The following is a 26,417-nucleotide window of genomic DNA, read 5'->3' as shown; positions in this document are numbered from 1 at the left end:
AGCGATGCAACGGGACGTAGTGGTGGTAAGCGGTGTGCGCACGGCAATCGGCACGTTCGGCGGCAGCCTGAAGGATTTTGCCCCGACCGATCTCGGCGCGCGCGTCGTGCGCGCAGTGCTGGAGCGCGCGAGCGTATCGGGCGATGAAGTCGGGCATGTCGTGTTCGGCAACGTCGTGCACACCGAGCCGAAAGACATGTATCTCGCGCGCGTCGCGGCGATCAACGGCGGGGTCGCGCAGCATACGCCCGCGCTGACGGTGAACCGGCTGTGCGGCTCGGGCTTGCAGGCCATCGTGTCGGCCGCGCAAAGCGTGCTGCTCGGCGATGCCGATATCGCGATCGGCGGCGGCGCCGAAAACATGAGCCGCGCGCCGTACTCGATGCCGGCCGCGCGCTTCGGTCAGCGCATGGGCGATGCGCGTCTGGTCGACATGATGGTCGGCGCGCTCAACGATCCGTTCCAGTCGATCCATATGGGCGTGACCGCCGAGAACGTCGCGCGCAAGTACGACATCTCGCGCGACGCGCAGGACGCGCTCGCGCTCGAATCGCACCGTCGCGCGGCCCACGCGATCACGAGCGGCTACTTCAAGGAACAGATTCTGCCGCTCACGCTTGCATCGAAGAAGGGCGACATCGTATTCGACACTGACGAGCACGCGCGGCTGAACGCAACCGCGGACGACTTCGCGAAGCTCAAGCCGGTGTTCGTGAAGGAGAACGGCACGGTGACGGCGGGCAACGCGTCGGGCATCAACGACGCGGCCGCGGCCGTCGTGCTGATGGAGCGCAGTGTCGCCGAGCGGCGCGGCGTGAAGCCGTTGGCGCGGCTCGTGTCGTACGCGCATGCGGGCGTCGATCCGGCGTATATGGGCATCGGGCCGGTGCCGGCGAGCCGCAAGGCGCTCGAGCGGGCAGGTCTGACGGTCGCCGATCTCGACGTGATCGAGGCCAACGAGGCATTCGCCGCGCAGGCCTGCGCGGTCAGCAAGGAGCTCGGTCTCGATCCGGCCAAGGTCAATCCGAATGGCTCGGGCATTTCGCTCGGCCATCCGATTGGCGCGACCGGCGCGCTGATCACCGTGAAGGCGCTGTACGAGTTGCAGCGCATCGGCGGGCGCTATGCGCTCGTCACGATGTGCATCGGCGGCGGCCAGGGCATCGCGGCGGTTTTCGAGCGTCTGTGACCGCGCACGGCAGGCCGGCCCGGCATAGGTAGCAAGCAGGAACCAGCAACAAGGATCGACAGGATGCGGGAAGCGAAAGTGACGAAGGGTTCGGTAACGCGCGCGTTGCGTCAGCGCGCCGGCGTGGCGGCAAGCGCCGTCGCGCTGCTGTGTGCCGGCACGGTGCTGTGGATGCCGTCGCAGGCGTGGGCGGAAAGCGATGCGGTCAAGGAGCTGGCCGCGCCGCCGCCGATCCAGCTGCCGCTGAAACCGAGCCCCGAGTTCGCGAAGTTTCCGCGCTACGTGGGCACGCTCGGCGCGCGGCCGATCGTGCTGCGGCTCGGGTCCAAGACCGACGATCCTTCCGGTGTGCACGGCGAGTATCAGTACACCGATAACGGTGAGGTGATCCTGATCGCGGGCGACCGCGTCGGCGATACGCTCGAAGTCGAGGAATCGAACGACGGCACGCATATCACCGGCAACTGGGTCGGCAAGTTCGCGGCGGACGGCTCGCTCGAAGGCGACCGCATGAACGTCGACGATTCGAACCCGCAGGAATTCAACCTGAAGCCCCTGGCGGCGGGGCAGGCGGTACCGGCGGCCGGTTCGGCCGGCGCGGCGGCCAAGGCGGCCACCCCAACTCCGCAGCCGGCTGCTGCGAACGGCGCAGTGGCGGCTCCGGCGCCGGCATCCGCTGCCGGCGGGCACCCGGTGGGCGGCGTCAGCAACCTGCAAACCGGCGACTAATGCGTACGCACGCCGAGCATCTTGAGTCGCGCGGCGCGGCGGTTGCTTCAAGCCCGCTTCCCTGTGTATTTCATCGAGCTCTACATGACTGAATCCAAACTCAAACACCGCCTGCAGACTCGCATCGTGCGTGCCGAGGACGACATCACGCCGGGCTTCGAATCTTTTTCGACGCCGGTCACGCGGGCGTCGACGGTGGTGTTCCCCGATCTCGCGGCGATGCGCGCGCTCGACTGGAAAAACGACGCGCAATGGCGCTACGGCCTGCATGCGACACCGACGCAGATCGCGCTCGCGCAGCGCCTCGCCGCGATCGAGGGCGGCAATCATGCGCTGCTGCAGCCGTCGGGGCTGTCGTCTATCTCGAACGTCTACTTCGGCCTCGTGAAGGCCGGCGACGACGTGCTGATCCCCGATAACGTCTATTCGCCGAACCGCGACCACGGCGACTGGCTCGCGCGCGATTTCGGCATCACGGCGCGCTACTACGATCCGCTGATCGGTGCGGACATTGCCAGGCTGATCCAGCCGAACACGCGCCTGATCTGGATCGAAGCGCCCGGCTCGGTGACGATGGAAGTGCCAGACGTGCCGGCCATCACGGCGGCGGCGCGCGCGCGCAACGTCTTCACCGCGATCGACAACACATGGTCCGCCGGCCTCGCGTTCCGGCCGTTCGACCACGGCGTCGACATCTCGGTGCAGGCGCTGACCAAGTACCAGTCGGGCGGCGGCGACGTGCTGATGGGCGCGACGATCACGGTCGACCGCGACGTGCATGTGAAGCTGAAGGCGGCGCGTATGCGCATGGGCATCGGGGTGTCCTCGGACGACTGCTCGCTGATCCTGCGCAGCCTGCCGAGCATGCAACTGCGTTTTGCTCAGCACGATCGCGCGGCGCTGTCGCTCGCGGCGTGGTTGAAGAACCGGCCGGAAATCGTCGCGGTGCTGCATCCGGCGCTCGCCGACTGTCCGGGGCACGAAGTGTACAAGCGTGATTTCACCGGCGCGGGCGGCCTGTTCTCGGTCGTGTTCGACGAGCGATACAGCGCGGCGCAGATCGACATGTTCTGCGAATCGCTCGAACTGTTTTCGCTCGGCTGGAGCTGGGGCGGCGCGCACAGCCTCGCGATGCCGTACGACATCGCGTCGATGCGCACGGCGGCTGAGTGGCCGCACCGCGGCACGCTGGTGCGTTTCTATATCGGTCTGGAAGACGAGGCTGATCTGCGGGCGGATATCGAGCAGAGCCTCGCTAAGCTTGCTTAATACGCGTCAGCCTGTTCGACACGTTGTTCGAGAAGCCCGTCGGGATGCGTTCCCGGCGGGCTTTTTTGTTGCCCGGAGTATCGAGCAGATCTGACCGATTGCCCGAATGTTCGATACGGGTGCGCGACGCTACGATCGTGTGCTTGCCGAATAACGTTGCCGCGCTCGGGGAGGGGCTTCGATGAATCTTTTCTTCTGGGTGTTGCTGAATCTCGCGGTGCCGATTGTTGGGCCGATTTTTACGCTTGCGCTCGTTGCGCCCGCGTATGGCTGGCGCATTGCCCCACGGCCGTGATGGCATGCTTGCTCAAGGTGCGGCAGGATGGCTTCGTCACCGCTCTCGATGACAGGCAGACCGAGTCCATGGTTGGCGCGCTTTCACGTGGGGCGATAAGCGCGTCGATTTTCACGATCCGCCTGGCGGCGTTTCTGTTCGCGGCCCTACACATTTACCTCTTATGAAACAATTTATCCTGTCGTTGGAAATAGGCAAAAATCACGACCGCATCATGAAGGGCGTGTTGATCTTCGACATCCTGATTTCCATCGGCATGTTCGCCCTGTTTCTGCCGGCCATTTTCAACCGATAACAACACGGTTCGCGCATTTCGCCAACGCGTCGGTCGTTGTGCCGACGCGATAACGAACCCTTTAAGCACCAGCCTCAAAACAACCGCAGCAACCCGTCCAGTCCAACGAAATTGAACGACACGCTGGCTGCTTCGCGCACCACCGGCTTCGCGCGGAATGCAACGGAAAGTCCCGCTTCGGCCATCATTTTCAGGTCGTTCGAGCCGTCACCCATCGCAATGGCGCGCGAAGGCTCGATCCCGAGCGTCGCGCAGGTTTCGCGCAGCGTGCGCGCTTTCACGTCGGCATTGACGATCTCGCCAATCACCTTGCCGGTCAGCTTGCCGTCCACAATTTCAAGCGTGTTCGCACGCGTGAAATCGAGGCCGAGGCGCGCCTTCAGCTTCGCGGTGAAGAACGTGAAGCCGCCCGACACGAGCAGCGTTTTCAGGCCCGCCTGTTTCGCGCCGGCGAGCATGCGTTCGGCGCCCGGCGACAACTGCAGCCGCTCTTCGTACACGCGTTCGAGCGCGCTGGCGTCGAGCCCCTTGAGCAGCGCGACGCGGCGCGTCAGGCTTTCGTTGAAGTCCTTGATCTCGCCGCGCATCGCAGCCTCCGTGATCGCCGCGACTTCGGCTTTGAGCCCGCAGAAATCGGCGATTTCATCGATGCACTCGATCGTGATCAGCGTCGAATCCATGTCCATCGCGACGAGTCCGAAGTCGCGCAACTGGCGGCCGGCTTCGACAAACGCGTAGTCGAGTTGATGCGTGTAGCAATACGCTTCGACGTCGGCGCGTTGCGCGAGGGTCGCGCCGGCGATGCGAATCGCGTTCTCGTCGATGACGGCGGGTTGCGAGCCGCGCGCGAGCGCGGCGAGTGTTTTGTGGTGGTCGGCGGAAAGGGGGGCGACGCTTTGAATGACGAGGTTCATGGACGACCAGTGACGCGGGAAGAAAGAGGCGCGTGGCGCGCGGAAAATCCCGCTATTGTATCGGTTCTGTCCGCCGCGCCGTCGCGGGCGGCCGTAGCGGGCCGGTTGGCCGTGCGCTCCGGCAGCGCACAGTTCATACTGACGCATCGAATCGTGTGGCGCAGTCGTCGTCAGGTTGATTGAAGTCGGCGGTCTGCGTATCGCCGTAACGGAACAGACCGAACAAATACGGTCACACGAACCCGCCACATCACAGGCGCAACAAGACGCCCCACGGAGACAACGCATGACCCCGGCAACCGCCAGCGACGCTTCCTCCCTTGCCCGCGACTTCGATCTGCGTCATCTGAGTCCCGCGTTCTACGCCGATCCCTATCCGGTCTATCGCGCACTGCGCACCTATGAGCCGATCCGCCGCATGCCCGACGGCTCGCTGTTCCTGACGCGCTTTCGCGACGTCCAGGCGGTCTACCGCGACCCGAAGACCTTCAGTTCCGACAAGACCGTCGAGTTCCGCCCGAAATACGGCGACTCGCCGCTTTACGCGCATCACACCACGAGCCTCGTGTTCAACGATCCGCCGCGCCATACTCGCGTGCGCAAGCTGATCGCCGGCGCACTGACCGCGCGCGCGATCGCGGCGATGGAGCCCGCGTTGATCCGGCTCGTCGACGACCTGCTCGATGCGGCCGCGCAGCGCAGGCGGATCGATCTGATCGGCGAGTTCGCGTCGGCGATTCCGGTCGAGGTCATCGGCAATCTGCTCGACGTGCCGCACGACGAACGCGCGCCGCTGCGAGACTGGTCGCTCGCGATACTCGGCGCGCTCGAGCCGTCGCTGAGTGACGCGCAGTTCGAGCGCGGCAATCGCGCGGTCAGCGAATTCGTCGACTATCTGCGCGGCCTCGTCGCACGCCGCCGCCGCGAGCCCGGCGATCCGCAGCACGACGTGCTGACGCGGCTGATTCAGGGCGAGGGCCCGCACGATCAGCTATCGGAGGCCGAGCTGCTGCAGAACTGCATTTTCATCCTGAACGCGGGGCACGAAACGACCACCAACCTGATCGGCAACGGGCTCGTGACGCTGAGCCAATGGCCTGACGAGCGTGCCGCGCTGCTGCGCGAGCCCGAGTTGATCGGCACCGCGGTCGAGGAGTGTTTGCGCTTCGAAAGTTCGAACCAGCTCGGCAACCGCATGACCACGGTCGATACCGAGATCGGCGGCGTCGCGGTCGCGCGCGGCACGCCGGTCACGCTGTGCATCGGCGCGGCCAATCGTGATCCCGAGCAGTTTGCCGAGCCGGACCGCTTCGACATTCGCCGCGATCCGAACCGGCATCTCGCTTTCGGCTTCGGGATTCATCAGTGCGCGGGCCTGTCGCTGGCGCGGCTGGAGGCGCGGATTGCGATCGGGCGCTTCGTGCGGCGCTTCCCGGCGTATCGCGTCGATGGCGAGCCGACGCGGGGCGGGCGCGTGCGGTTTCGCGGGTTTGCGTCCGTGCCGGTCCTGCTCGAGCCTTGATACGACCTCCGGGTAGCGCGCGCGAACAAGGACAGCCGTAGCTTTTGCCGCTTCGTCGCAAGACTTACAGCCTCATGACAGCACGCCGCCGAGCGGACCGGCGCATGCTTTAAGCGTGGCAGCAGCGCAAAACCCGCCAAAACGCGGGCACGCTTGCTGCTTCGCCTGATATCTCAGGGCCATGGGACAGGGGAGCGCGCGATGGCACATATGATCTGGAAGGGCGCAATCAGTTTCGGGCTGGTTCACGTACCGGTGCAGCTTTATCCGGCGACGCAGTCGGAAAAGGTCGGCTTCAATCTGCTCGACAAGCGCACGATCGACCCGATCGGCTACAAGCAGATCAATAAGCGCACCGGCAAGGACGTGACCCGTGAGAACATCGTGCGCGGCTTCGAATACGAGAAGGATCGCTACGTCGTACTGTCGGACGACGAAATCCGCTCGGCGAATCCCGAGTCGACGCAGACGGTCGACATCCTCGCGTTCGTCGACGCAGCCGATATCTCGTTTCTCTATCTCGACACGCCGTATTTCCTGACGCCCGACCGCAAGGGCGAAAAAGTCTATGCGTTGTTGCGCGAGGCGATGACGGCCTCGGGCAAGATCGGCGTCGCGAGCGTCGTGCTGCACAACAAGCAGCATCTGGCCGCGCTGATTCCGCTCGGTCCGATGCTCGCGCTGAACACGCTGCGCTGGGCCGACGAGGTGCGCAGCCTCGACGAATTCAAGGTGCCGCCCGAAGGCATGAAGGCCGCCGGCGTGTCGGCCAAAGAACTCGACATGGCGAAAAAGCTGATCGACGACATGAGCGAGACGTGGGACCCGATGCAGTATCACGACACGTTTCGCGACGACATCATGGCGCTCGTCGAGCGCAAGATCCAGGCAGGCAAGACCGAGGAGGTCACCGAGGTCGAAACGCCGCACGAGTCGCGCAAGTCCGCCGACATTCTCGACCTGTCCGATCTGCTCAAACGCAGCCTCGGCCGCGGCAAGGGCAAGCAGACGGCCACTGGCCGCAAGCGCGCCGCCGGCGAGGACGAGGATCAGGCCGATAGCGAAGCCGAGTCCGATGAAGAGGCGGCCGCGCCCGCGCGCAAAAAGGCTCGCGCGACGAGCACCGCGCGCAGTCGCAGCGGTAGTGGCAGCAGCGCCCGCACCACTTCGAAAACCACCGCAACGTCGCGCAAACGGCGCGCGGCGGCCTGAACGCGCGGCCGACCCGCCTATCGCACTCACGCACCGGAGTCATCGCCATGAACGACCGACTCGAGCTCTATCACCGCAAGCGCCGCTTCGAAGACACGCCGGAGCCATCCGGCGCGACGACCCGCAAGCGCGCGGCTAGCAAGACGGGCAAGAGCGCGACGCGTGCCGCGCCCGACACACTGTCCTACGTGATCCAGGAGCACGACGCGCGGCGTCTGCACTACGACTTCCGGCTCGAACTGAACGGCGCGCTGCTGTCGTGGGCGGTTCCGAAGGGGCCGAGCCTCGACCCGTCGGTCAAGCGGCTCGCGGTGCACGTCGAAGATCATCCGGTCGAATACGGTACCTTCGAGGGCGAGATTCCGCCGGGCAACTACGGTGCGGGGACCGTGATCGTGTGGGATCGCGGCACGTGGGAGCCGGCGGGCGGCGTGGCCGAAGCCGCGCGCTCGTACGCGGCCGGCAAGCTCAAGTTTCATTTGCACGGCGAGAAGCTGCACGGCGGCTGGACGCTGGTACGCAGCCATATGCGCGGCAGCGGCGACAAGGAGCAATGGCTGCTGATCAAGGAGCGCGACGAGGAAGCGCGCGACGAAAGCGACTACGACGTGCTGAAAGAGCTGCCCGGCAGCGTGCTGGCCGACGGCGCTTCGAAAGGCAGGAAAACGAAGCAAGCGAAAGCGCAGACGAAAACCTCGGGCGACGGCAAGGTCACGAGCGCGGGCCGGCCGTCGCAATCCGCATCCTCGCGCCGCGCAGCCGATCCCAAACGCCCCGACATCGTCGCGACGCGTACCGCGCAGTCGTTACGCGAACTCGCCGCATCGCCATCGATCGAAGGCGCGGTCAAAGCCGCGCTGCCCGCGAGCCTGACGCCGGAGCTGGCGACGCTCGTCGACACTGCGCCGCCTGGCGACGACTGGTTGTACGAAATCAAGTTCGACGGCTACCGCGTGCTCGCGCGCATCGACCACGCGTCGAAAAAGAAGGCTGGTGCCGTCAGCGTTTTCACGCGCAACGGCAACGACTGGACCACCAGGTTCAGCAAGCAGATCGAGGCCATCGCCGGGCTCGACATGCAAAGCGCGTGGCTGGACGGCGAAGCGGTCGTGCTCGATGAACGCGACGTGCCGAGCTTCCAGTTGCTGCAAAACGCGTTCGATGCGCATCGCCCGCAGGACATCGTGATCTATCTGTTCGATCTGCCGTTCCTGAACGGCTACGACCTGCGCGGCGTGCCGCTGGAACAGCGCCGCGCGATTCTGCGCGCGCTGCTCGAAGGCGTCGACGATCGCGTGCTGCGCTTTTCGAACGACTTCGCGTTCAGCGCCGGCGAGCTGCTCAAGAGCGCGTGCGACATGGGGCTCGAAGGCATCATCGGCAAGCGGCGCGACAGCCGCTATGTGTCGGGCCGCGCGCCGTCGTGGATCAAGCTGAAGTGCCGGCGCCGCCAGGAGTTCGTGATCGGCGGCTATTCGGAGCCGGCCGGCAGCCGCGAGGCGTTCGGCGCGCTGCTGCTCGGTGTCTACGACGCCGACGGCCAACTGCAGTACGCGGGACGTGTCGGCACCGGCTTCGACGCCGGGTTGCTGCGCTCGGTCAAACAGGCGCTCGACGCGCACACGAGCAAGCGCATGCCGTTCGCGAGCGCGCCGCGTGAGCGCAGCCGCACGCCCGTGCATTGGGTCGAGCCGGTGCTCGTCGCCGAATGCAACTTCGCCGAATGGACGAGCGATGGCATCGTGCGCCAGGCGTCTTTCGTCAGTTTGCGCGACGACAAACCGGCGCGCCAGATCGTCAGGGAAACCGCCCGACAAGGAGCCGACGTGCAACAGCAAACCGAAACCGCCGCCGACGATACGCGGCAACCAGGCGCGCCGAAAAAGCGCGCAGCCACGAAAACCAGCAAGACCGCCAAGACCGCCACGCCTGCCGTGACGGAACGCGCGTCCGCCCGAACCGCGGCAACACGCTCGCGCACGCAAAGCGAAATCGCCGGCGTGCGCATCTCGCATCCCGATCGCGTGATCGACAAGAGCAGCGGCGCAAGCAAGCTCGAACTGGTGCAGTACTACGAATCAATCGCCGAATGGATGCTGCCGCATCTGCGCGAGCGGCCTGTCGCGCTGGTGCGCGCGCCCGAGGATATCGGCGGCGAGCTGTTCTTCCAGAAGCACAGCCAGAAGCTGTCGATTCCAAACGTCACGCAGCACGAAGGACTCGACCCGGGCCATCCGGCGCTGATCACGGTCGACACGCTCGCCGCACTGGTCGGCGCCGCGCAGATGGGCACCGTCGAATTTCACACGTGGAATGCGCTCGCGTCGAATATCGAAAAGCCCGATCGGATGGTGTTCGATCTCGACCCGGACCCGTCGCTCGGCTGGGAACGGATGGTCGAGGCCGCGCAACTGACCCGCTCGCTGCTCGACGAACTGGGCCTGAAGTCGTTCGTCAAGACGAGCGGCGGCAAGGGCTTGCACGTGGTCGTGCCGCTCGCGAAGCAGGCCGGCTGGGACGAAGTGAAGGATTTCTCGCAGGCGGTCGCACAGCATATGGCGACGACGCTGCCGCAGTATTTCAGCGCGAAGATGGGCGCGCAGAATCGCAAGAAGAAAATCTTCATCGACTATCTGCGCAACAACCGCGGCTCCAGCACGGTGGCCGCGTTCTCGGCGCGGGCGCGGCCGGGACTCGGCGTGTCGGTGCCGCTCGCGTGGGACGAACTCGACAGCACGACGAGCGGCGATCAATGGGGCATCCGCAACGTCCACGAGCGCGTGGACGGCCTCTCGAACGACCCGTGGGCCGACTATGCGAAGACCCGTCAGCGCATCACCGCGGCGATGAAAAAACGTCTGGGCGTCGCGTGATGCGCGCTCGTCCAGGTGGCTGAATCAACCCGCGAATTCGCCGTGCGCACTCAGTGCGCGAACGCGCTTCGCGAAGGAGCAATGCAATGAAGACCCAGCCGCAATCGACAGATGGCGACTCGCAAGCCGACCCGCACGCGAACAAGGACCCGGAGTCGTTGCAGGAAGCCGCGGCGCCGCTGCCGCATGAAACCGACCAGCATCCGGAGTCACAGCACGAAGACAATCCGCGCCATGTCGGCAAGCAGGCGCATGAGGATATCGAGCATGGCTTGCAGGATACCGACCGCCGCGGCGGCGGCGAGTATCAGCAGCGCACGCAGAACGACTCGCATACCGATGTGAACTCGGATCGCAAGCAGGGCGGCGCGAAGGGCGGCAAGCGCTGACGCCGCTTAACGGGCGTGACGCTTACGCGCCCGCCGCTCCAACCGGCTCACGATCCCAATACGGCGGATCGCCGAAATGCGCGGCGACGAAGTCGATGAATGCGAGCGTCTTCGGCGGCATGAACGCGCGGCTCGGGTACACGGCCCAGATCGCGACGTCGTCCGCGAGCGGATAGCTGTCGAGCACGCTGACGAGTTCGCCGCTGCGCAGATAGGGCGCCACGTCCCATGTCGATTTCAGCGCGATGCCGAAGCCCGCGAGCAGCGCGTCGCGAATCACCTCGCCGTTGTCGGTGACGAGGCGGCCGCTCACGCGCACGTCGAGCGGGCCAGTGGGCGTCACGAAACGCCAGTCGCGCTGCTCCGACAAAATGATGCACTCGTGCCGCGCCAGATCCGACGGATGATGCGGCGTGCCGTGCGCGGCCAGATAGGCGGGGGCCGCGCACAGCACGCGGCGATTCACCGCGAGCCGCCGCGCGACCAGCGACGAATCCTTCAGCACGCCGACGCGGATCGCGACATCGATGCCCGCGTCGACCAGATCGACCACCTGATCCGTTAGGCGCAGATCGACGCTGACGCCCGGATAGCGGCGCAGAAACTCGCTGATCACCGGCGACACATGCTGGCGCCCGAACGAAGACGGCATCGTCACGCGCAGCCGTCCCTGCGGCTCCGCCTGCGCGCGGCCGACCGATGCGCGCGCGGCGGCGGCCGCGTCGAGCAGCGCCTCGGCGCGCGTCATGAACACTTCACCGTCCTGGGTGAGGCTGATGCGGCGCGTGGTCCGATGCAGCAAGCGCGCGCCGAGCAGCTTTTCGAGTTGCGCGATCCGCGCGCTCGCGACCGCCGCCGACAAACCGAACTCGCGCCCGGCCGCCGACACGTTGGCAAGCAGCGCGGCGCGCACGAACAGCGCGACATCGAGCAGGTCGAGCCGTTCGCGCTCGCTGGGCAGGGACCGGCCAGCCGGACTTGAATCGTTCATTATTCTGGGAAACAAAAAAATGTTTCAGTGATTATGACTGTTTTAACAGAATAAGAACCGTCTTACGATTCTGGTCATGCTTGCACATCAACCGAACCCACAAGGAGCAGCCATGAAAGCCGTCGGACTCTACCGTTATCTGCCAATCGATCACGCCGAAGCGCTCGTCGACGTCGAGATCCCGAAACCCGAAGCGAGCGGCCGCGATCTGCTGGTCAAGGTCGAAGCGATTTCCGTGAACCCGGTCGACACCAAGGTGCGCGCGCCGAAAGACAGCGTCGAGAAGACGCCGCGCGTGCTCGGCTGGGATGCGGCCGGCACCGTCGTCGCAGCCGGTCCCGAGGTCACGCTGTTCAAGGTCGGCGACCCGGTGTTTTATGCGGGCAGCATTACCCGGCCTGGCGCCAACAGCGAGTTTCATCTGGTGGACGAACGGATCGTCGGACACAAGCCGGCGTCGCTCGATTTCACGCACGCGGCTGCGTTGCCGCTGACCGCGATCACCGCATGGGAAGCCTTGTTCGACCGCCTCGGCGTATCGCCGCAGGGCGCCGACGCAGGCCGCACGGTGCTGATTTTCGGCGGCGCGGGCGGGGTCGGCTCGATCGGCATCCAGCTCGCGAAACAGCTCGGCAAGCTGAAGGTGATCGCAACCGCGTCGCGGCCCGAATCGGCGAAATGGGCACGTGAGCTCGGCGCGGATCACGTCGTCGATCACTTCGGCGATCTGCCTGCGCAGATGAAAGAGCTTGGCATCGAAGAGGTCGACTACGTGCTGATCTTCAACGACACCGACCGCAATTTCCCCGCTGCCGCCCAACTGATCAAACCGCAAGGCGGTATCTGCACGATCGTCGAGAACAGCGCCGCGGTGCCGGTCGAATTGCTGAAGGCGAAGAGCGCCGCGTTTCATTGGGAATTCATGTTCACGCGCTCGATGTTCGGCACGCCCGACATGATCGAGCAGCACAAGCTGCTGACCGAGGTCGCGCGCCTCGTCGACGCGGGCACGTTGCGCACGACGCTCGGCCAGGACCTGGGCCGCATCAACGCGGAGAATCTGCGCCGCGCGCATCAGTTGCTCGAAGCAGGACGCGCGATCGGCAAGCTGGTGCTGACCGGCTTCTGAGATGAAATCGACGCGCAGAAAGCGCGTCGCCGCAAGCGGGTTAACACCCGAGCCGACACGACACGCGCGCCAGCGCGCTTGGCGTTAGACTGACGACGCAGCATGCCAAAACGGTTGCGTGTCTTGCGGCGAGGCTAGCCAGTGTGAACCGGCCGGGCCTCGGCAGTGCACGGGCAGTCGCGTCGACGCGAGCGCGCAGCGGCACAACAACGAGGTGACAGTATGAGCTTCAGCTTCAAACTCTCCGCCGTTTCGGTTGTCGCTTCTCTCGCTTGCGCGCTCGTGCCGGCTGCTCACGCAGCCACGCCGATCACGGTGACCAACAAGGCCGCGCTCGACGGTCCGATCCGCTACACCGTTCGCGTCACGTCGAAACAGTTCGGCAATTCCCAGGAGACCCGCACGATCCGCTCGGGAGAAACGGACGACTTCACCTGGAAGACCGTGCCGCCCGGCGGTCCGGTGCCCGCTACCGATGCATGCCCGGACTATGCGTCGCTGCCGGTCGACGAGAATGGCGCGATGATTCGCCAGACGCAGATCCGACTCGCACCGGTGGTGGCGAGCGACGGCACCGCGACCGTACAGCTGAGCTTCCAGGCGCAGACGCCGCACGGTGTCAAAACCGTGACGAGCGGCGGCAAGACGCTCAAGTGTCCGAACGATGTGCGTATGAGTCAGATCGTGCGTTTCACGATGCCGGTCAACGGCACGACGAAAACGCTGACGCTGAGCGATGGCACTGAGGTGGCCATCACCGCTAAGCGTTGAACGGTCGAGCGCACGCGGCGTGATGGCCGCGTGCGCGAGCCGTAGCACGCTTGAGCGCGTCATCCCGGTGAGTCATCCTTTGCGTGCGTCACGCTCGACGAGCCGCGCCGGCAAGAACTGATGCTCAGCCGAAAACAGTCGCCTGTACGTGAGCAGCACCGCGCCCACCGTCCCCAGCGCCGACGCCGCCGCGATCAGAAACATGATGACGATCTGATAGCGCACCGCCTGCAATGGAGATTGCCCGGCCAGCACCTGGCCGGTCATCATGCCCGGCAAACTGACCACGCCGACCACCGCCATCTGATTCAACGTCGGCATCATGCCCGCGCGCACCGCCTGACGCGCCGGCGCCTGCGCGGCCTCCCAGCGTGTCGCGCCGAGCGCGAGCGCCATGTCGACGCGGTCGCGCCGCGCGGTCAGCTCCTCGGTCATCCGCTCGATGCCGAGCGATACACCGGTCAGCGTGTTGCCGAGGATCATGCCGAGAATCGGAATCGCATATTGCGGCTCGTACCACGGATGGATGCGGATCACGACGAACAACCCCACCGCGGCCACGAGCCACGAGCTGACCCAGATCGACAGCACGCTGTCCGCGCGTTGTCCGGCATAGGTATGGCTGCCGCGCTGCGCGCCGGCGAAACCCGCGATCAGCGTCATCACGATCATCAGCGGCAGCACCACGTACCAGCGAGCGAAACTGAACACCCAGCCGAGCACATAGCCGATCGCGAGCAACTGGACCACGGTGCGCACCGCCGCCCATGCGAGCTTGCGTTCGAGATCGAGCTTCAGCGCGACCGACACCGCGCCGTTCACGACGATCAGCAGCGTCGCAATCGCGACGTCCCACAAGCTCAGATTCTGCAGGCTCATGAGCGGGACTCCCGGCGCAGCTCCGCGGCATCGCGTTGGTCCGCGTCGCGCCGCACCGTGGTGTGTTCGGCCAGCACGCCGGCGCGCATCGTCAGATGCCGTTCGCTCATGCGTGCCGCCTGCTCGGGATCGTGCGATACCCATATCGATGCGTGCGCGCCCGGCGCGGCATCGAACCATGCCTGCACGAGCGCTTCGATTGCGCGCGATGAAGCCGGGTCGAGCGACGCGGTCGGCTCGTCGAGCAACAACACTTCGGGCGCGAGTTGCAGCACCCGGATCAGCGCGGCGATCTGCGCTTCGCCGCCCGATAATTCGCTTGCGCGCTTGCCGAGAAAGTCCTCGCCGCGGCCGGCCTGCATCGCAAGCCTGGCCGCTCGCACGTGATCGAAGCGCGCGTCGCGATACGCGCGCAGCTCGAATGGATAGCGCAGATTGTCTTCGACGCTGCCGTCGATCAGCGCGGGCCGCTGCCGGATATACGCGACGCCGCGCCGATAGCGCGGAATCGCCGCTCGCACGAGCGGCGCACCATGCCACAAGATGCGCCCCGCATCGATCGGATCGAGCAGCGCGAGCGCGCGCAGGAACACGCTCTTGCCGGAGCCGGACGGTCCGGTGATCGCGACGCGCTCGCCGGCGCGCAGCGCGAAGGTGGTCTGCTGCAACAGCGTCTGGCCGCGCTGCGCATCACGCCGCACGATGCCGTCGGCGAGGAGGAGGGGAACATCGGTCATGGTTGGAACGTCGTGGGGAGGGTGTCGCTTCGTGCCGGCGCGACGGCGTCAATGCGCCGGTCGGTCTGTCGGCAAAGCGTGCGCCATGATAAAACGACGAGGCGCAATAGCGCACACAACCCACCGGCTCGACGATTCATTGCCACGCGCCAGGCACGATAACTGCTGCACGGTGCACAACGTAGAACAACACGCGGAGCCTTTCAATGGCAGTGTCGAGCAGCATCGGACGACGGGTCGGAAAAATCCTTGCATGGCTGCTGGCCGTGCTCGTCATCCTGATCGTCGCGCTCGTCATCTTCATCCTGACCTTCGACTGGAACCGCGCGCGGCCTTACATCGACGACAAGGTGAGCCAGGCGATCGGCCGGCCGTTCGCGATCCACGGCGATCTGAAGGTGGGCTGGCGTCATGCGGTCGGCGAAACCGGCTGGCGCGGCTGGGTGCCCTGGCCGCGCTTTTCGGCGGCCAATATCACGATCGGCAATCCCGACTGGGCCAAACAGCCGCACTTCGCGACACTCGACGAAATCGACTTCGAGGTCGAGGTGTTGCCGCTGCTCACGCACGACATCGTGATTCCGGCGATCAACCTCGTGAATCCATTCGTCGATCTCGAACGTCTTGTCGACGGGCGCAATAACTGGACCTTCAAACTGCCGTCGTCGACCGGGCCATCCGAGTGGAAGCTCGATCTGCACGATATCGCGTTCGCGAAGGGCAATATCGCGCTGTCGGATCAGCAGAAGAAGGTCGAGGTGCAGATGGTCGTCGATACGCTCGGGCAGCCGATCCCGATCGGCGACGCGTTGAAGCAGCAGGAGGCGGCCTCGCGCAGCGCGTCGGCGCAGGCGGTCGGCCGCGCGGGTGCGAGCAAGCTTGCCGCACAGGCCGAAGCGCAGGCGGCTTCGGAAGCGAAGGCGGCTTCCGCAGCGGCGGCGTCCGAAGTTCAGACCCCGGCGCAGGCGTCGGCAGCCTCGGGCCCGGGCGCAACATCAGGCGCGCTTGCGACGAGCGGCGCGGCCAGCGAGAGCGCCAGCACGTCTGCGGCCGTCTCGGCCGCGAGCGGCACCGCACCCGGCGCGCCACGCGCGACACCGCTCTATGCGATCGCCTGGACCGTCAAGGGCACCTACAACCGCACGCCGGTGTCCGGCAGCGGCAAGCTCGGCGGCGTGCTCGCGCTGCAGGACGCGAACCGGCCGTTCCCGGTGCAGGCCGACGTGAAAGCCGGTGACCTGCATATCGCCTTCGTCGGCACGGTCACCGATCCGGCGCATCTCGCGGCGCTCGATCTGCGTCTCTGGCTGCAAGGCAACAGCATGGCGCGGCTGTATTCGCTGACCGGTGTGACCTTGCCCGAGACCCCGCCGTACGCGACCGAGGGCCATCTGATCGGCCGGTTCAAATCGAGCGGCAACGTGTTCACGTATGAAAACTTTACAGGCCGGGTCGGCGGCAGCGATCTGAACGGTTCGTTGACTTATACCGGCCGCCAGCCGCGTCCGCTGCTGAAGGGCGAACTCGAGTCGCATCTGCTGCAGTTTTCGGATCTTGCGCCGGTGATCGGCGCCGATTCGAAGGCGAGCAAGGCGAAGCGCGGCGGCGCGGCCGCGCAGCCGGGCAACCGCGCGCTGCCGGTCGAGGAGTTTCGCACCGACCGCTGGAAGGCGATCGACGCCGACGTCAAGTTCACCGGCCGGCGCATCATCAAGAACTCGAATTTGCCGATCACGGATCTGTACACGCACGTTGTGATGACCGACGGCGTGCTGTCGTTGGTGCCGCTGAAATTCGGCGTCGCGGGCGGCTCGCTCGCGTCGGACATTTATCTCGATGGCAGCGGGGCGCCGTTGAAGGGGCGCTTCGCGATGTCGGCGCGGCATCTGAAGCTCAAGCAACTGTTCCCGAACTTCAAGACGATGCAGAGCGCGCTCGGCGAGATCAACGGCGACGCGTCACTGTCCGCGACCGGCAACTCTCCGGCGGCGCTCGCCGCGACTTCGAACGGCGAGCTGAAGGCGCTCGTGACCGAGGGCACCGTGAGCCGTCTGCTGATGGAGGCGGCCGGCCTGAACGTCGCGAACGTGGTCTATGAAAAGCTGTTCGGCAATCGCGACGTGAAGATCAACTGCGCGGCCGCCGATTTCGTCGCGACCGATGGCGTGCTCGAAGCGCGCGTGTTCGCGCTCGATACCGGCGATGCGGTGATCAACATCGACGGTCACATCAATCTGCGCGACGAAACGATGGACCTCGGCGTGCATCCGCATACGAAGGGCTTCCGGGTCTTTTCGCTGCGCTCGCCGCTGTACGTGAAAGGCACCTTCAAGGACCCGCACGTCGGCGTCAATGCGGCCGCGCTCGCACTGCGTGGCGGCGCGGCGGTCGGGCTCGGGCTGATCAATCCGTTCGCGGCGCTGATCCCGCTGCTCGCGCCGAGCAACAACAAGCCGCTGCCGTGCACGCAACTGCTCGCGCAGGTGCGGCAGATGCCGAAGGCGCCGCCGCCGGGCGTGACGCAACAGCCGAAGGCGCCGATGTCGCTGGAGGGCGCGCCGGTCAACAAGTCCTCGGGCGGCGCGTCGTCGCCGGCCGCGACGGATAGCAATCGCAAGCCCGCGACACAGTCGCCGGCGAGCGCGGCCGAATACAAGGGCAGCTGATGTTGTCGGTTTTGCCGGTGGACTCGTTGAACTGGGGCCTCGGCGGCGGCCTGTGCGTGATCTTTCTGTGGCCGATCAGCGTGCCGACCGCGCGCGAGCGCGTCGATGATGCGATGGCCGAATGAATGGCACGATGCCGCGCGCAACTGCGCGCGGCGGCCGTGAAAGCCCGTGTTTCAATGCAATGAAGCGGACAGGAAAGCAGCGCAGCGCCACCGAAGACGCCAGCGATGCGTGACGACACCGGCTGTCGAAACCGCCGATGGATGACGACGAAACGACCTGTCAGTAACCCTGAACTTCAGGGTATCGGATCGGCGCTATCTGAGCGAGCGCGGTGTTGCATCGCCCGACGCATCCTGGCGACGCACGCCGCGGCGAGTACCGATCCGCGTCGCGCCGAACTCCGTCAGAATCTTGCCGCGCGCACGACTCGCGAACACGAGGAAGCCGAAGCCGTCGGCCTCGTACCAGTAGCCGCCGTTCTCGAGACCATCGAGCGGTTGCTCCAGTGCGTTGGTTATGGATTCGATGCAGCGCCGCCGCAATTCGGCTGGTGCGGGGTAGGGCGGCTGCGCGCCGCGCACACTGCATAGAAGTACGTCGAGTCCGGGCAGTACGTGTGCATAGAGCACCGGTTCGTCCTGCGCGCGAGCCCGCGCAATCTTGGTGTCGAGTTGACCGAACGGCTTGAAATGCCGCAGAACCGCGAGGAACGACTCGTCGCCGTCCACCTTCGCGCGTCTACGCTTTTTCGGGAAGGACATAAAAATTCGCCTGAAAAAGAATTGCAAGAAACGCTGCGTCCTCATGCGACCACTCCCGGCTTTCGCGCGCCGCACGTCGATCTTTTATAGCATACGACAAGGCCGGATTCACGATGATTCGACGCTGCTGCATCGCTCCACCGCTCCCGCACGAATCATGCCGAACCGCCTCGCCGCGCGCATTCGCATCCCAGCACACCTTGTCTCCATCATAGACGCAGGCGGCGCCGAAAAAACATCCCATCCCAATAAAAAAGTCATTTTTGTGTGGTCGAGCGCTTGCAGGCGCGCCGTTGAAATATCTCTGGTTCACGTCGATAATGGCCCGTCCGGCCGCGCGGCGCCCGCCTTAACAGGGCGCCACGGGTGTGCGCGAGCCCCGCCGTTCGAGTGACAGCCTGAACCACAGCCTGAACGCCCTGACGGAACCATGAAACTATTCACCAAAGGCCTGCTGCTGATCGCGATACCGAGCGTGGTCGAACTCGCGCTGCTCGGGGTCGTCTTCGATACCCAGGAGCGCACCGCGCAGGCCGCGCGATGGGTCGACAACAGCAAGCAGATCCTCTACGAGTCGTCGGCCATCGTCGACCCGCTGCTGCGCCAGGCCGCGCGCGTGCGCACCGCGATGGTGACGGGCGAGGCGTCGCTGATCGACCGCCACGCGGTGTGGGTCGACCTGAACGACCGGCTCGCGAAGCTCGATGCGCTCGTAGCCGAAACGCCGGCCCAGGCCGAGCGCGTACGCAGCATGCGGCGCGCGATCGACGCGTATCGCGCACACAGTGTGGCGATCTCGCAGGCCTTGCACGAAGGGCGCAGTCTACGTCCCTATATCGCGCTCGAAACCGGCGAGTTGCCGGAGCAGATCGCCGTGTTCCGCGAGGAGCTGGCCCAGTTCGACGCGGCGGCGTCGGTGCTCGATGTCGAGCGCTCGAGCGCGCTCGGCGAGCGTCGCGGGCTTCAGCAGCGCGCGCTGATCGCCGCGGCGTTCAGCTCGATGCTGATCTGGGCGGTCACCGCCTTCGTGTTCGCGCGCGGCATCGGCCAGCGCCTCGAAGTGCTGACCGATAATGCCGAGCGGCTCGGCAGCGGCCGGCCGCTCGCGGCGCCGTTGTCGGGCAGCGACGAAATCGCCGCGCTCGACACGGTGCTGCATCAGACCGATGCGCGTCTGCGCGAGGCGGAAGCCGGGCAACAGGCCCTGAAGACGGAGCTCGAGGCACGCGCGCGCGAACTGGCGGGCGTCAATGAGGAATTGCGCCAGGAAACGCAGGACAACGAGATGTTCATCTACAGCGTGTCGCATGATCTGCGCTCGCCGCTCGTCAATCTGCAAGGGTTTTCGAAGGAACTGCACGTGTCGTGCGACGAACTCGACGGCCTCGTCGGGCAGGCTCGCTTGCCTGAGAACGAAGCGCGGCGCATGACGCAGATTCTCGATGGCGACGTGCGCGAGTCGTTGCACTATTTGCGCACGGCGGTTGCGCGCGCGGCGGCGATCATCGACGCGTTGTTGCGCATCTCGCGCGCGGGACGGCTCGAATACCAATGGCAGCGGGTCAGCGTCGGGCGCGCGGTGGCGCAGATCGTCGATGGGCTGCAAGGCACGATCGAGCAGCGCGCCGCGAGCGTCACGGTGCGCGAGCTGCCGCCCGCATGGGGCGATCCGGCGGCGGTCGAGCAGATCTTCAGCAACCTGATCGGCAATGCGCTGACTTTTCTCGATCCGGCGCGCAGCGGGCGCATCGAGGTCGGCGCGCTGGCGCCCGAACCCGTCGATGAAACCGAGCCGCGCGCGGTCCGTATGCGCACCTATTACGTCCGCGATAATGGGCTCGGCATTCCGGCCGCGTATTTATCGAAAGTGTTTCGCGCGTTCCAGCGTCTGCATGCAGACGTCGCGAGCGGCGACGGGATCGGCCTCGCGGTGGTGCGGCGCACGGTCGAGCGGCACGGCGGGCGCGTCTGGGTCGAATCGGCCGAAGGCGCCGGCTCGACTTTTTTCGTGGTGCTGCCCGAGCAGCCGGTGCGCTTCTGAGCGGCGCGCATGCCGGCGCGGGCATGGATGACGAATCGTTGGCACGGAGAGCCTATGAATCACGCGCAAACGGTCAGCATCGTTCTGATCGAAGACGACGACGGCCACGCGACGCTCGTCGAGCGGAATCTGCGCCGTGCCGGCATTTCGAACGGCTTCGTGCGCTTTCGCGACGGCCAGCAGGCGCTCGATTACTTCTTCGGCCCCGCGTCCGCTGAGACATTGACCGACACCGACGGCCAGCCGTATCCGCCGCGCCAGAATCTGGCGAATTTCGTCGTGCTGCTCGATCTGAAGATGCCGTGCGTCGACGGCTTCGAGGTGTTGCGGCGTCTGAAGAAAGACCCCGAGACCGCCGCCGTGCCCGTGATCGTGCTGACCACCACCGACGATCCGCGCGAAATCGCGCGCTGCTACGAACTCGGCTGCAACGTCTACGTCTGCAAGCCGGTCGAATACGATACGTTCGTCGAAGCCGTGCGCCGGCTGGGCTTTTTTCTGCAAGTGGTCAAGCTGCCGCCGGGGCATCGGCTCGCGCCGGCCTGAAGGCGTCCGAAAGCCGTTCATGACAACATAAGCACTGACCTTAGCCACAGAGCATTCTGCATGACCGAAGAAGTGTCCACGCCGCATGCCGCTTACGTGCTCGTCGTCGATGACGACGAGGGCATCCTGCGGCTCGCGCGCAAGTCGCTCGAACGCGCCGGTTGCCGGGTGGCGATCTGCGCCGGTGTCGAGGCGGCCCGCGAGCGGCTCGCGGGTGGCGGCCTCGATCTGCTGGTGCTCGACTATCAGTTGAACGGGCCGGAGACCGGGCTCGATTTCTTCCGGCGTCTGCGCGCGGAGGGCGTGCGCATTCCGGCGATCCTCGTGACCGGCTTCACCGACGAGTCGCGCGTGATCGAAGCGCTGCGCGCGGGCGTGTCCGACGTGGTGCCGAAGTCGGGCGACTATCTCGACTATCTGCCGGAGGCCGTGGAGCGCGTGCTGTCGCAGGTGCGGCTGCAACGCGCGTCCGACGAAGCGCTGCTGCTGCGCGATCGCGAGCTGCATTACCGCACGCTGTCGGAGACCTTGCCGCACCTGGTGCTGACCTGCGATGCGGCCGGTGATTGCGACTTCCTGTCGAAGCAATGGCACGACTACACCGGCTTGCCCGAACACAGCTCGCATGGTCTTGCGTGGCTCGACGCCGTGCATCCCGACGATCGCGAGCAGATCCGGCAAAGCTGGCTCAAAGCCGTGGCGAGCCGCGACGGCGACTATCGGCACGAGATGCGGATTCGCCGCCACGACGGCGAGTACCGCTGGTTCGATATGCGCGTGGTCGCGTTGCGCGATGCCGATGGCAACGTCAGCAAATGGTTCGGCAGTTGTACCGACATTCACTCGCAGCGCGAGGCGATCGAGGAGCGCGAGCGGCTGCTCGAGTCCGAGCAGGCCGCGCGCCAGGCCGCCGAAGAAGCGAACCGCGCGAAGGACCGCTTTCTCGCGATGCTGTCGCACGAATTGCGCACGCCGCTCACGCCGGTGCTGGCGGGCGCGAGCGTGCTCGAGATGATTTCCGATCTGCCCGAGCAGGCGCGCGCGAGCGTGCGGATGATCCGCCGCAACGTCGAGCTGGAGGCGCGGCTGATCGACGATCTGCTCGATCTGACGCGCGTCGCGAACGGCAAGCTGCGGCTGTCGCTGGAAACCGTCGACGTGCACGACGTGATCGACAGCGTGCTCGAACTCTTTCGCAGCGAAATCCAGGTCAAGCAGCAGGACGTGCATGTCGACAAGCGCGCGACGCATCACTACGTGCTCGCCGATCGCGCGCGTCTGCAACAGATGCTGTGGAACCTGATTCGCAATGCCGCGAAGTTCACGCCGGACGGCGGCCACATCTATGTCCGCACGCGCGACGAACGCATGCAGGTGCAAATCTCGGTCGAAGACACCGGCATCGGCATCGAGCCGGAGCAGATCGGCAAGCTGTTCAACGCGTTCGAGCAGGGCGACCAGAGCATGACGCGACAGTTCGGCGGGCTGGGTCTCGGTCTCGCGATCACGAAGGCGCTGACCGACGTGCACGGCGGAACCGTGACCGCGCAGAGTCCAGGACCGCATTGCGGCGCGACCTTCACGATCACGCTGCCGACCGCGGCCGCGCCGGCCGCCGCGCCGCCGGTCATCGTGCCGAGCACCGTGCAGCCGGCGAGTTCGCTGACCGTGCTGCTGATCGAGGATCATGCTGATACCGCCGACGTGATGGCCCAATTGATGCGCGGCTTGGGTCATCAGGTGACGGTGGTCGGGCGCATCGACGATGCGCTTGCGGCGACGCAGTTGCAGAGCTTCGATCTGGTCGTCAGCGATGTCGGGTTGCCCGATGGCACCGGCCTCGATTTCATCGAGGCGTTTCGCGAACGTTCCGACGTGCCAGCCGTCGCATTGACCGGCTTCGGCACCGACGAGGACGTGCGCCGTTGTTTGAGTGCGGGCTTTACTTCGCATCTGACGAAGCCTGTCAATTTCGGCCAGCTCGAAGCGATGATCGAAAGCGCCGCGCAATTGAAGGCGCAAAAGAATGCGTGAAGCGCGATAAAGGGCAGTGCGCTGAAAGCAAAGTGAAAAAGACAAAGGCCTGTGGCGAAGTGAGTCGCAACAGGCCTTTTTTATTTCACCGACTCGGGTGTTTGAAACCGAGCTTTATTTAACAATTAACGCTGCTGGTTTTTTAGCGAATCGCGGATCTCGCGCAGCAGCAGCACATCTTCCGGCGTCGGCGGCGGTTCCGCCGGAGCAGCTTGCGGCTCCTTGCGCAGTTTGTTGATGAACTTGACCATCAGAAAGATGATGAACGCGAGAATGATGAAATTGATCGTCGCGGTAATGAACGAGCCGTAACCGAACACCGCCACGCCGGCCGTCTGCAGGTCTTTATACGATTCGGGGTTGCCTTTGTAAGTCGGCGGAATATGACCGAGGCGAACGAACAGATTGGAGAAATCGAAGCCGCCGGTAGCGAGCCCGACGACCGGCATGATCAGGTCTTTAACCACGGAATTGACAATGGTGGAAAATGCGCCGCCAATAATCACACCGACCGCCAGATCCATCACATTGCCTTTGAGGGCAAATTCTTTAAATTCCTGGATCATGCTCATACACACACCTCCCTGATATGAATAGCCGAATCATACCAACCTGAAGCGGATAGGCTAGTGCTTTGGTCCTGACGCAACAAGTGCATTCGCCGCGCGTCGTTAATGAGGAAACTGTGACTCGCCATGACGCGCACGCTCCAGATGCGCGGCAAAACTGACCGGGTCGATGTTCGCGCCGCACAGCAGTACGCCGACGCGTTTGCCCTGCAACTGTTCGCGCAACGGTCCGAGCAAGGCTGCGGTGGCGGCCGCGCAAGCCGGCTCGACCGCGAGCTTGAGCTGATTGAACAGGATCAGCATCGCTTCGCGCAACTGATCGTCGGACACCGTGACGAGCCGATCGATATGGCGGCGGCACAACTCGTAGCTGTATTGCTCGGTATGCGGCGACATCAGCGAATCAGCGATGCTGTACATATGGCCCATTCGGACCGTATGGTTGGCGGCAAAACTCTTGCTCATCACATCCGAGCCTTCGGGTTCGACGCCGTACACGTGTATGTTCGGATTCGCGAGCCGCAGCGCGGTGGAAACGCCGGCCGCGAGTCCGCCGCCGCCGATCGGCACGATCACCGCTTCGAGGTCGGGGGTTTGCGTCGCCCATTCGTAGCCGAGCGTCGCCGAGCCGAGCACCGTGCGATAACCGTTGAACGGATGCACGAAATAACGGCCTTCCTCGGCCTCGATGCGTCGCACCAGTTCGAACGCTTCGGCGAGATCTTCGGCATAGACGATGTCGGCGCCGTATGCACGGCACAACGCGACGCGCGCCGGGTTCGCCGCGCTGAACAGCACGACCTTCGCGCTGACGCCGAGCCGCATCGCCGCATAAGCGACCGCCACCGCGTGATTGCCGCCCGACACGCAGGTCACGCCAGCGCTCTTCTGCGCGTCGTCGAGCGCGAGCAGGTTGGTGAAGGCGCCGCGCGCCTTGAAGCTGCCGCCCGCCTGCAAGAGTTCGAACTTGAAATTGACGACGGTGCCGCGCAGCGACGAGAAGTCGAGCCGGTCGAACACCGGCGTGCGCGCGACCCACGGCGTCAATGCGAAATGCTGCGCGGCGATGTCGTCGAGCGTAGGGATCGGCTCGCCGTCGATCGTGTGATCCGTGTGCTGCTGCATGGCGCTGGACATGGCGGTCGCTCCGGAGTCGTCGATGTCGCTCAGACCCGTGGCGCGGCGCGCAGGTTCACCGCGGCTGCGCGCCGCTGCAACGAGACGGGCTAAGCGGCGTCGACCGACATGCTGTGAATGAACTTGCGCAGGAAGCGCTCGCATGCGACGAGCTGCTCGAGCTCGACGAATTCGTTCGCCTTGTGCGCCTGCTGGATGTCGCCGGGACCGCAGACGATGCTCGGAATCCCCGCGTTCGAAAACAGGCCTGCCTCGGTGCCGTACGCAACCTTGCGCTTGTCCTGGTCGGCCGTCAGCGCGCGCACGAGTTGCGTGATCGCGGCCTGCTCAGACGAATCAAGTCCGGGTGCCGCGGCGATCTTCGTGATCTCGATCGCGGCGGATGGATGCTCGCGCAGCATTTTCGGCAGCAGCGTGTCGCGCGCGTAGCTGTCGATGCGCGCGAAGATCTGCTCGGGATCGAGCGTCGGCAGATTGCGGAATTCGAACTGGAACTGGCATTCGGCCGGCACCGTGTTGATCGCGTTGCCGCCCGTGATCGTGCTGGTCTGCGCGGTGCTGAATGGCACGTCGTACAGTTCGTCGAACGGGCCTTGCGCGCGGAACTGGTCGGCCATGTCGCGGATGTAGCAGATCAGGCGCGCCGCGTACTCGATCGCGTTCAAGCCCTTCGGCGTCAGCGACGAATGCGCGGCCTGGCCGCGCACGCAGCACTGATACGCGTTGATGCCCTTGTGCGCGATGATCGGGCGCATGCTGGTCGGCTCGCCGACGATACAGCCGTCCGGCTTCACGCCGCGCTTCATCAGATCGGCGATCATCAGCGGCGCGCCGACGCAGCCGACTTCCTCGTCGAACGACAGCGCGAAGTGGATCGGTTTCGCGAGCCTGGTACGCTGCATGTCCGGCACCAGCGCGAGCGCCGCGCCGATGAAACCCTTCATGTCGCAGGTGCCGCGGCCGTAGAGCTTGTCGCCGCGAATTTCAGGCTTGAACGGATCGCTGTCCCATTGCTGGCCGTCCGCTGGCACGACGTCCGTATGGCCCGACAGCACGACGCCGCCGTTCGTTTCGCCATCGTGCGCGGGAATCGTCGCGAACAGGTTCGCCCATTTGCCGCCCTTGCCGTGCGTCAGCGTCGCGTCGATACCGACCGCGCGCAGTTCGTCGCGCACGGTTTCGATCAGGCCGAGATTCGGATTGCGGCTCACCGTGTCCATCGACACGAGACGGGTGACCCAGGGCAGAGATACCGGAGAAGCGGGAGCAGCGGAGGAGGCGGACGACTGCGACGATTGCGCTGTTTCAGCGACGTGAGACATGACATGACTCCATCATTTTGTGTCTATCGATCATATCCCATATTGCATTTTGGTAAGGTAGCCAAAAAGTCCGCCGTGCGTTGGCGCAGCGCAGCATCGATGCAAAAAACGGGGGACGTCCCCCCGTTTTATTGCTGCTTC

23 protein-coding genes are annotated in these 26,417 nt (G+C 65.2%); 14 read left to right on the top strand and 9 right to left on the bottom strand.

Annotated features, from left to right (window positions below; genetic code table 11):
* Positions 1-4: 4 nt before the first annotated feature.
* From bktB to AB3X89_RS26720, 3 genes are all read left to right on the top strand, one after another.
* On the top strand, positions 5-1,189 hold the full coding sequence (bktB, locus tag AB3X89_RS26730; protein WP_368585969.1) for a beta-ketothiolase BktB: 1,185 nt from the start codon (positions 5-7) through the stop codon (positions 1,187-1,189).
* Between the two features lie 63 nt (positions 1,190-1,252).
* Positions 1,253-1,918, top strand: coding sequence for a hypothetical protein (locus tag AB3X89_RS26725; protein WP_368585968.1), 666 nt, complete (start codon positions 1,253-1,255; stop codon positions 1,916-1,918).
* Positions 1,919-2,002: 84 nt separating this feature from the next.
* On the top strand, positions 2,003-3,187 hold the full coding sequence (locus AB3X89_RS26720) for a cystathionine beta-lyase (RefSeq protein ID WP_368585967.1): 1,185 nt from the start codon (positions 2,003-2,005) through the stop codon (positions 3,185-3,187).
* Between the two features lie 664 nt (positions 3,188-3,851).
* Here AB3X89_RS26720 and serB read toward each other — a convergent pair.
* On the bottom strand, positions 3,852-4,691 hold the full coding sequence (gene serB / locus AB3X89_RS26715; protein WP_368585966.1) for a phosphoserine phosphatase SerB: 840 nt from the start codon (positions 4,689-4,691) through the stop codon (positions 3,852-3,854).
* A gap of 286 nt (positions 4,692-4,977) precedes the next feature.
* On the opposite strand from serB, the gene AB3X89_RS26710 reads away from it, so the two are divergent.
* The 4 genes from AB3X89_RS26710 (at position 4,978) to AB3X89_RS26695 (ending at position 10,687) form a co-directional block, all read left to right on the top strand.
* Complete coding sequence (locus AB3X89_RS26710) at positions 4,978-6,213, top strand: cytochrome P450 (protein ID WP_368585965.1); 1,236 nt, start codon at positions 4,978-4,980, stop codon at positions 6,211-6,213.
* 201 nt (positions 6,214-6,414) lie between these two features.
* On the top strand, positions 6,415-7,425 hold the full coding sequence (locus AB3X89_RS26705; RefSeq protein ID WP_368585964.1) for a Ku protein: 1,011 nt from the start codon (positions 6,415-6,417) through the stop codon (positions 7,423-7,425).
* A 47-nt stretch (positions 7,426-7,472) separates the two neighbouring features.
* Positions 7,473-10,298, top strand: coding sequence for a DNA ligase D (gene ligD / locus AB3X89_RS26700; RefSeq protein WP_368585963.1), 2,826 nt, complete (start codon positions 7,473-7,475; stop codon positions 10,296-10,298).
* Positions 10,299-10,384: 86 nt separating this feature from the next.
* Complete coding sequence (locus tag AB3X89_RS26695) at positions 10,385-10,687, top strand: hypothetical protein (RefSeq protein WP_368585962.1); 303 nt, start codon at positions 10,385-10,387, stop codon at positions 10,685-10,687.
* A gap of 22 nt (positions 10,688-10,709) precedes the next feature.
* Here the strand turns inward: AB3X89_RS26695 and AB3X89_RS26690 are convergent, their stop codons facing one another.
* Entirely contained in the window at positions 10,710-11,678 is a 969-nt protein-coding gene (locus AB3X89_RS26690) for a LysR family transcriptional regulator (RefSeq protein ID WP_368585961.1), read from the bottom strand.
* A gap of 112 nt (positions 11,679-11,790) precedes the next feature.
* Between AB3X89_RS26690 and AB3X89_RS26685 the strand changes: the two genes are divergently transcribed.
* A complete protein-coding gene (locus AB3X89_RS26685; protein ID WP_368585960.1) occupies positions 11,791-12,807 on the top strand; it encodes a zinc-binding alcohol dehydrogenase family protein in 1,017 nt (338 codons plus the stop codon).
* 222 nt (positions 12,808-13,029) lie between these two features.
* Positions 13,030-13,578 (top strand): DUF6013 family protein, encoded by a 549-nt coding sequence (locus AB3X89_RS26680; protein WP_368585959.1) that lies wholly within the window; start codon positions 13,030-13,032, stop codon positions 13,576-13,578.
* A 72-nt stretch (positions 13,579-13,650) separates the two neighbouring features.
* On the opposite strand, the gene fetB is transcribed toward AB3X89_RS26680, so the two are convergent.
* Positions 13,651-14,457 carry an iron export ABC transporter permease subunit FetB gene (gene fetB, locus AB3X89_RS26675; RefSeq protein ID WP_368585958.1) on the bottom strand — a complete coding sequence of 269 codons (807 nt, stop codon included), beginning with the start codon at positions 14,455-14,457 and terminating at the stop codon, positions 13,651-13,653.
* Entirely contained in the window at positions 14,454-15,194 is a 741-nt protein-coding gene (locus tag AB3X89_RS26670) for an ATP-binding cassette domain-containing protein (RefSeq protein ID WP_368585957.1), read from the bottom strand. Before AB3X89_RS26670 ends, fetB begins: the two co-directional genes overlap by 4 nt.
* A 206-nt stretch (positions 15,195-15,400) precedes the next feature.
* Here AB3X89_RS26670 and AB3X89_RS26665 point away from each other — a divergent pair, with 206 nt between their 5' ends.
* On the top strand, positions 15,401-17,860 hold the full coding sequence (locus AB3X89_RS26665; protein WP_368585956.1) for an AsmA family protein: 2,460 nt from the start codon (positions 15,401-15,403) through the stop codon (positions 17,858-17,860).
* Positions 17,860-17,985, top strand: a complete 126-nt coding sequence (locus tag AB3X89_RS26660; protein ID WP_368585955.1) for a hypothetical protein — start codon at positions 17,860-17,862, stop codon at positions 17,983-17,985. Before AB3X89_RS26665 ends, AB3X89_RS26660 begins: the two co-directional genes overlap by 1 nt.
* Positions 17,986-18,180: 195 nt before the next feature.
* Here the strand turns inward: AB3X89_RS26660 and AB3X89_RS26655 are convergent, their stop codons facing one another.
* Both AB3X89_RS26655 and AB3X89_RS26650 read right to left on the bottom strand, forming a co-directional pair.
* Complete coding sequence (locus AB3X89_RS26655; protein ID WP_013089382.1) at positions 18,181-18,672, bottom strand: hypothetical protein; 492 nt, start codon at positions 18,670-18,672, stop codon at positions 18,181-18,183.
* Positions 18,605-18,940 (bottom strand): hypothetical protein, encoded by a 336-nt coding sequence (locus tag AB3X89_RS26650; RefSeq protein WP_368585954.1) that lies wholly within the window; start codon positions 18,938-18,940, stop codon positions 18,605-18,607. The genes AB3X89_RS26655 and AB3X89_RS26650 overlap by 68 nt, the downstream gene beginning before the upstream one ends.
* Before the next feature lie 117 nt (positions 18,941-19,057).
* On the opposite strand from AB3X89_RS26650, the gene AB3X89_RS26645 reads away from it, so the two are divergent.
* Genes AB3X89_RS26645 through AB3X89_RS26635 form a run of 3 tightly spaced genes read left to right on the top strand, consistent with a single transcriptional unit; the run spans position 19,058 to position 23,248 of the window.
* On the top strand, positions 19,058-20,668 hold the full coding sequence (locus AB3X89_RS26645) for an ATP-binding protein (RefSeq protein ID WP_368585953.1): 1,611 nt from the start codon (positions 19,058-19,060) through the stop codon (positions 20,666-20,668).
* 54 nt (positions 20,669-20,722) lie between these two features.
* Positions 20,723-21,214, top strand: a complete 492-nt coding sequence (locus AB3X89_RS26640) for a response regulator (protein WP_368585952.1) — start codon at positions 20,723-20,725, stop codon at positions 21,212-21,214.
* 60 nt (positions 21,215-21,274) lie between these two features.
* The gene (locus AB3X89_RS26635; RefSeq protein WP_368585951.1) at positions 21,275-23,248 is read left to right on the top strand and encodes a response regulator; all 1,974 of its coding nucleotides are present in this window, start codon (positions 21,275-21,277) and stop codon (positions 23,246-23,248) included.
* A 125-nt stretch (positions 23,249-23,373) separates the two neighbouring features.
* On the opposite strand, the gene mscL is transcribed toward AB3X89_RS26635, so the two are convergent.
* From mscL to argE, 3 genes are all read right to left on the bottom strand, one after another.
* A complete protein-coding gene (gene mscL, locus AB3X89_RS26630; RefSeq protein WP_368585950.1) occupies positions 23,374-23,820 on the bottom strand; it encodes a large conductance mechanosensitive channel protein MscL in 447 nt (148 codons plus the stop codon).
* A 99-nt stretch (positions 23,821-23,919) separates the two neighbouring features.
* On the bottom strand, positions 23,920-24,954 hold the full coding sequence (locus AB3X89_RS26625; protein WP_176377838.1) for a threonine/serine dehydratase: 1,035 nt from the start codon (positions 24,952-24,954) through the stop codon (positions 23,920-23,922).
* A gap of 89 nt (positions 24,955-25,043) precedes the next feature.
* Entirely contained in the window at positions 25,044-26,276 is a 1,233-nt protein-coding gene (gene argE, locus AB3X89_RS26620; protein WP_368585949.1) for an acetylornithine deacetylase, read from the bottom strand.
* Positions 26,277-26,417 lie beyond the last annotated feature (141 nt).

The organism is Paraburkholderia sp. BR14320, assembly GCF_040948665.1.
Taxonomy (GTDB): domain Bacteria; phylum Pseudomonadota; class Gammaproteobacteria; order Burkholderiales; family Burkholderiaceae; genus Paraburkholderia; species Paraburkholderia youngii.
This window is presented reverse-complemented; position numbering and strand designations above follow the sequence as displayed.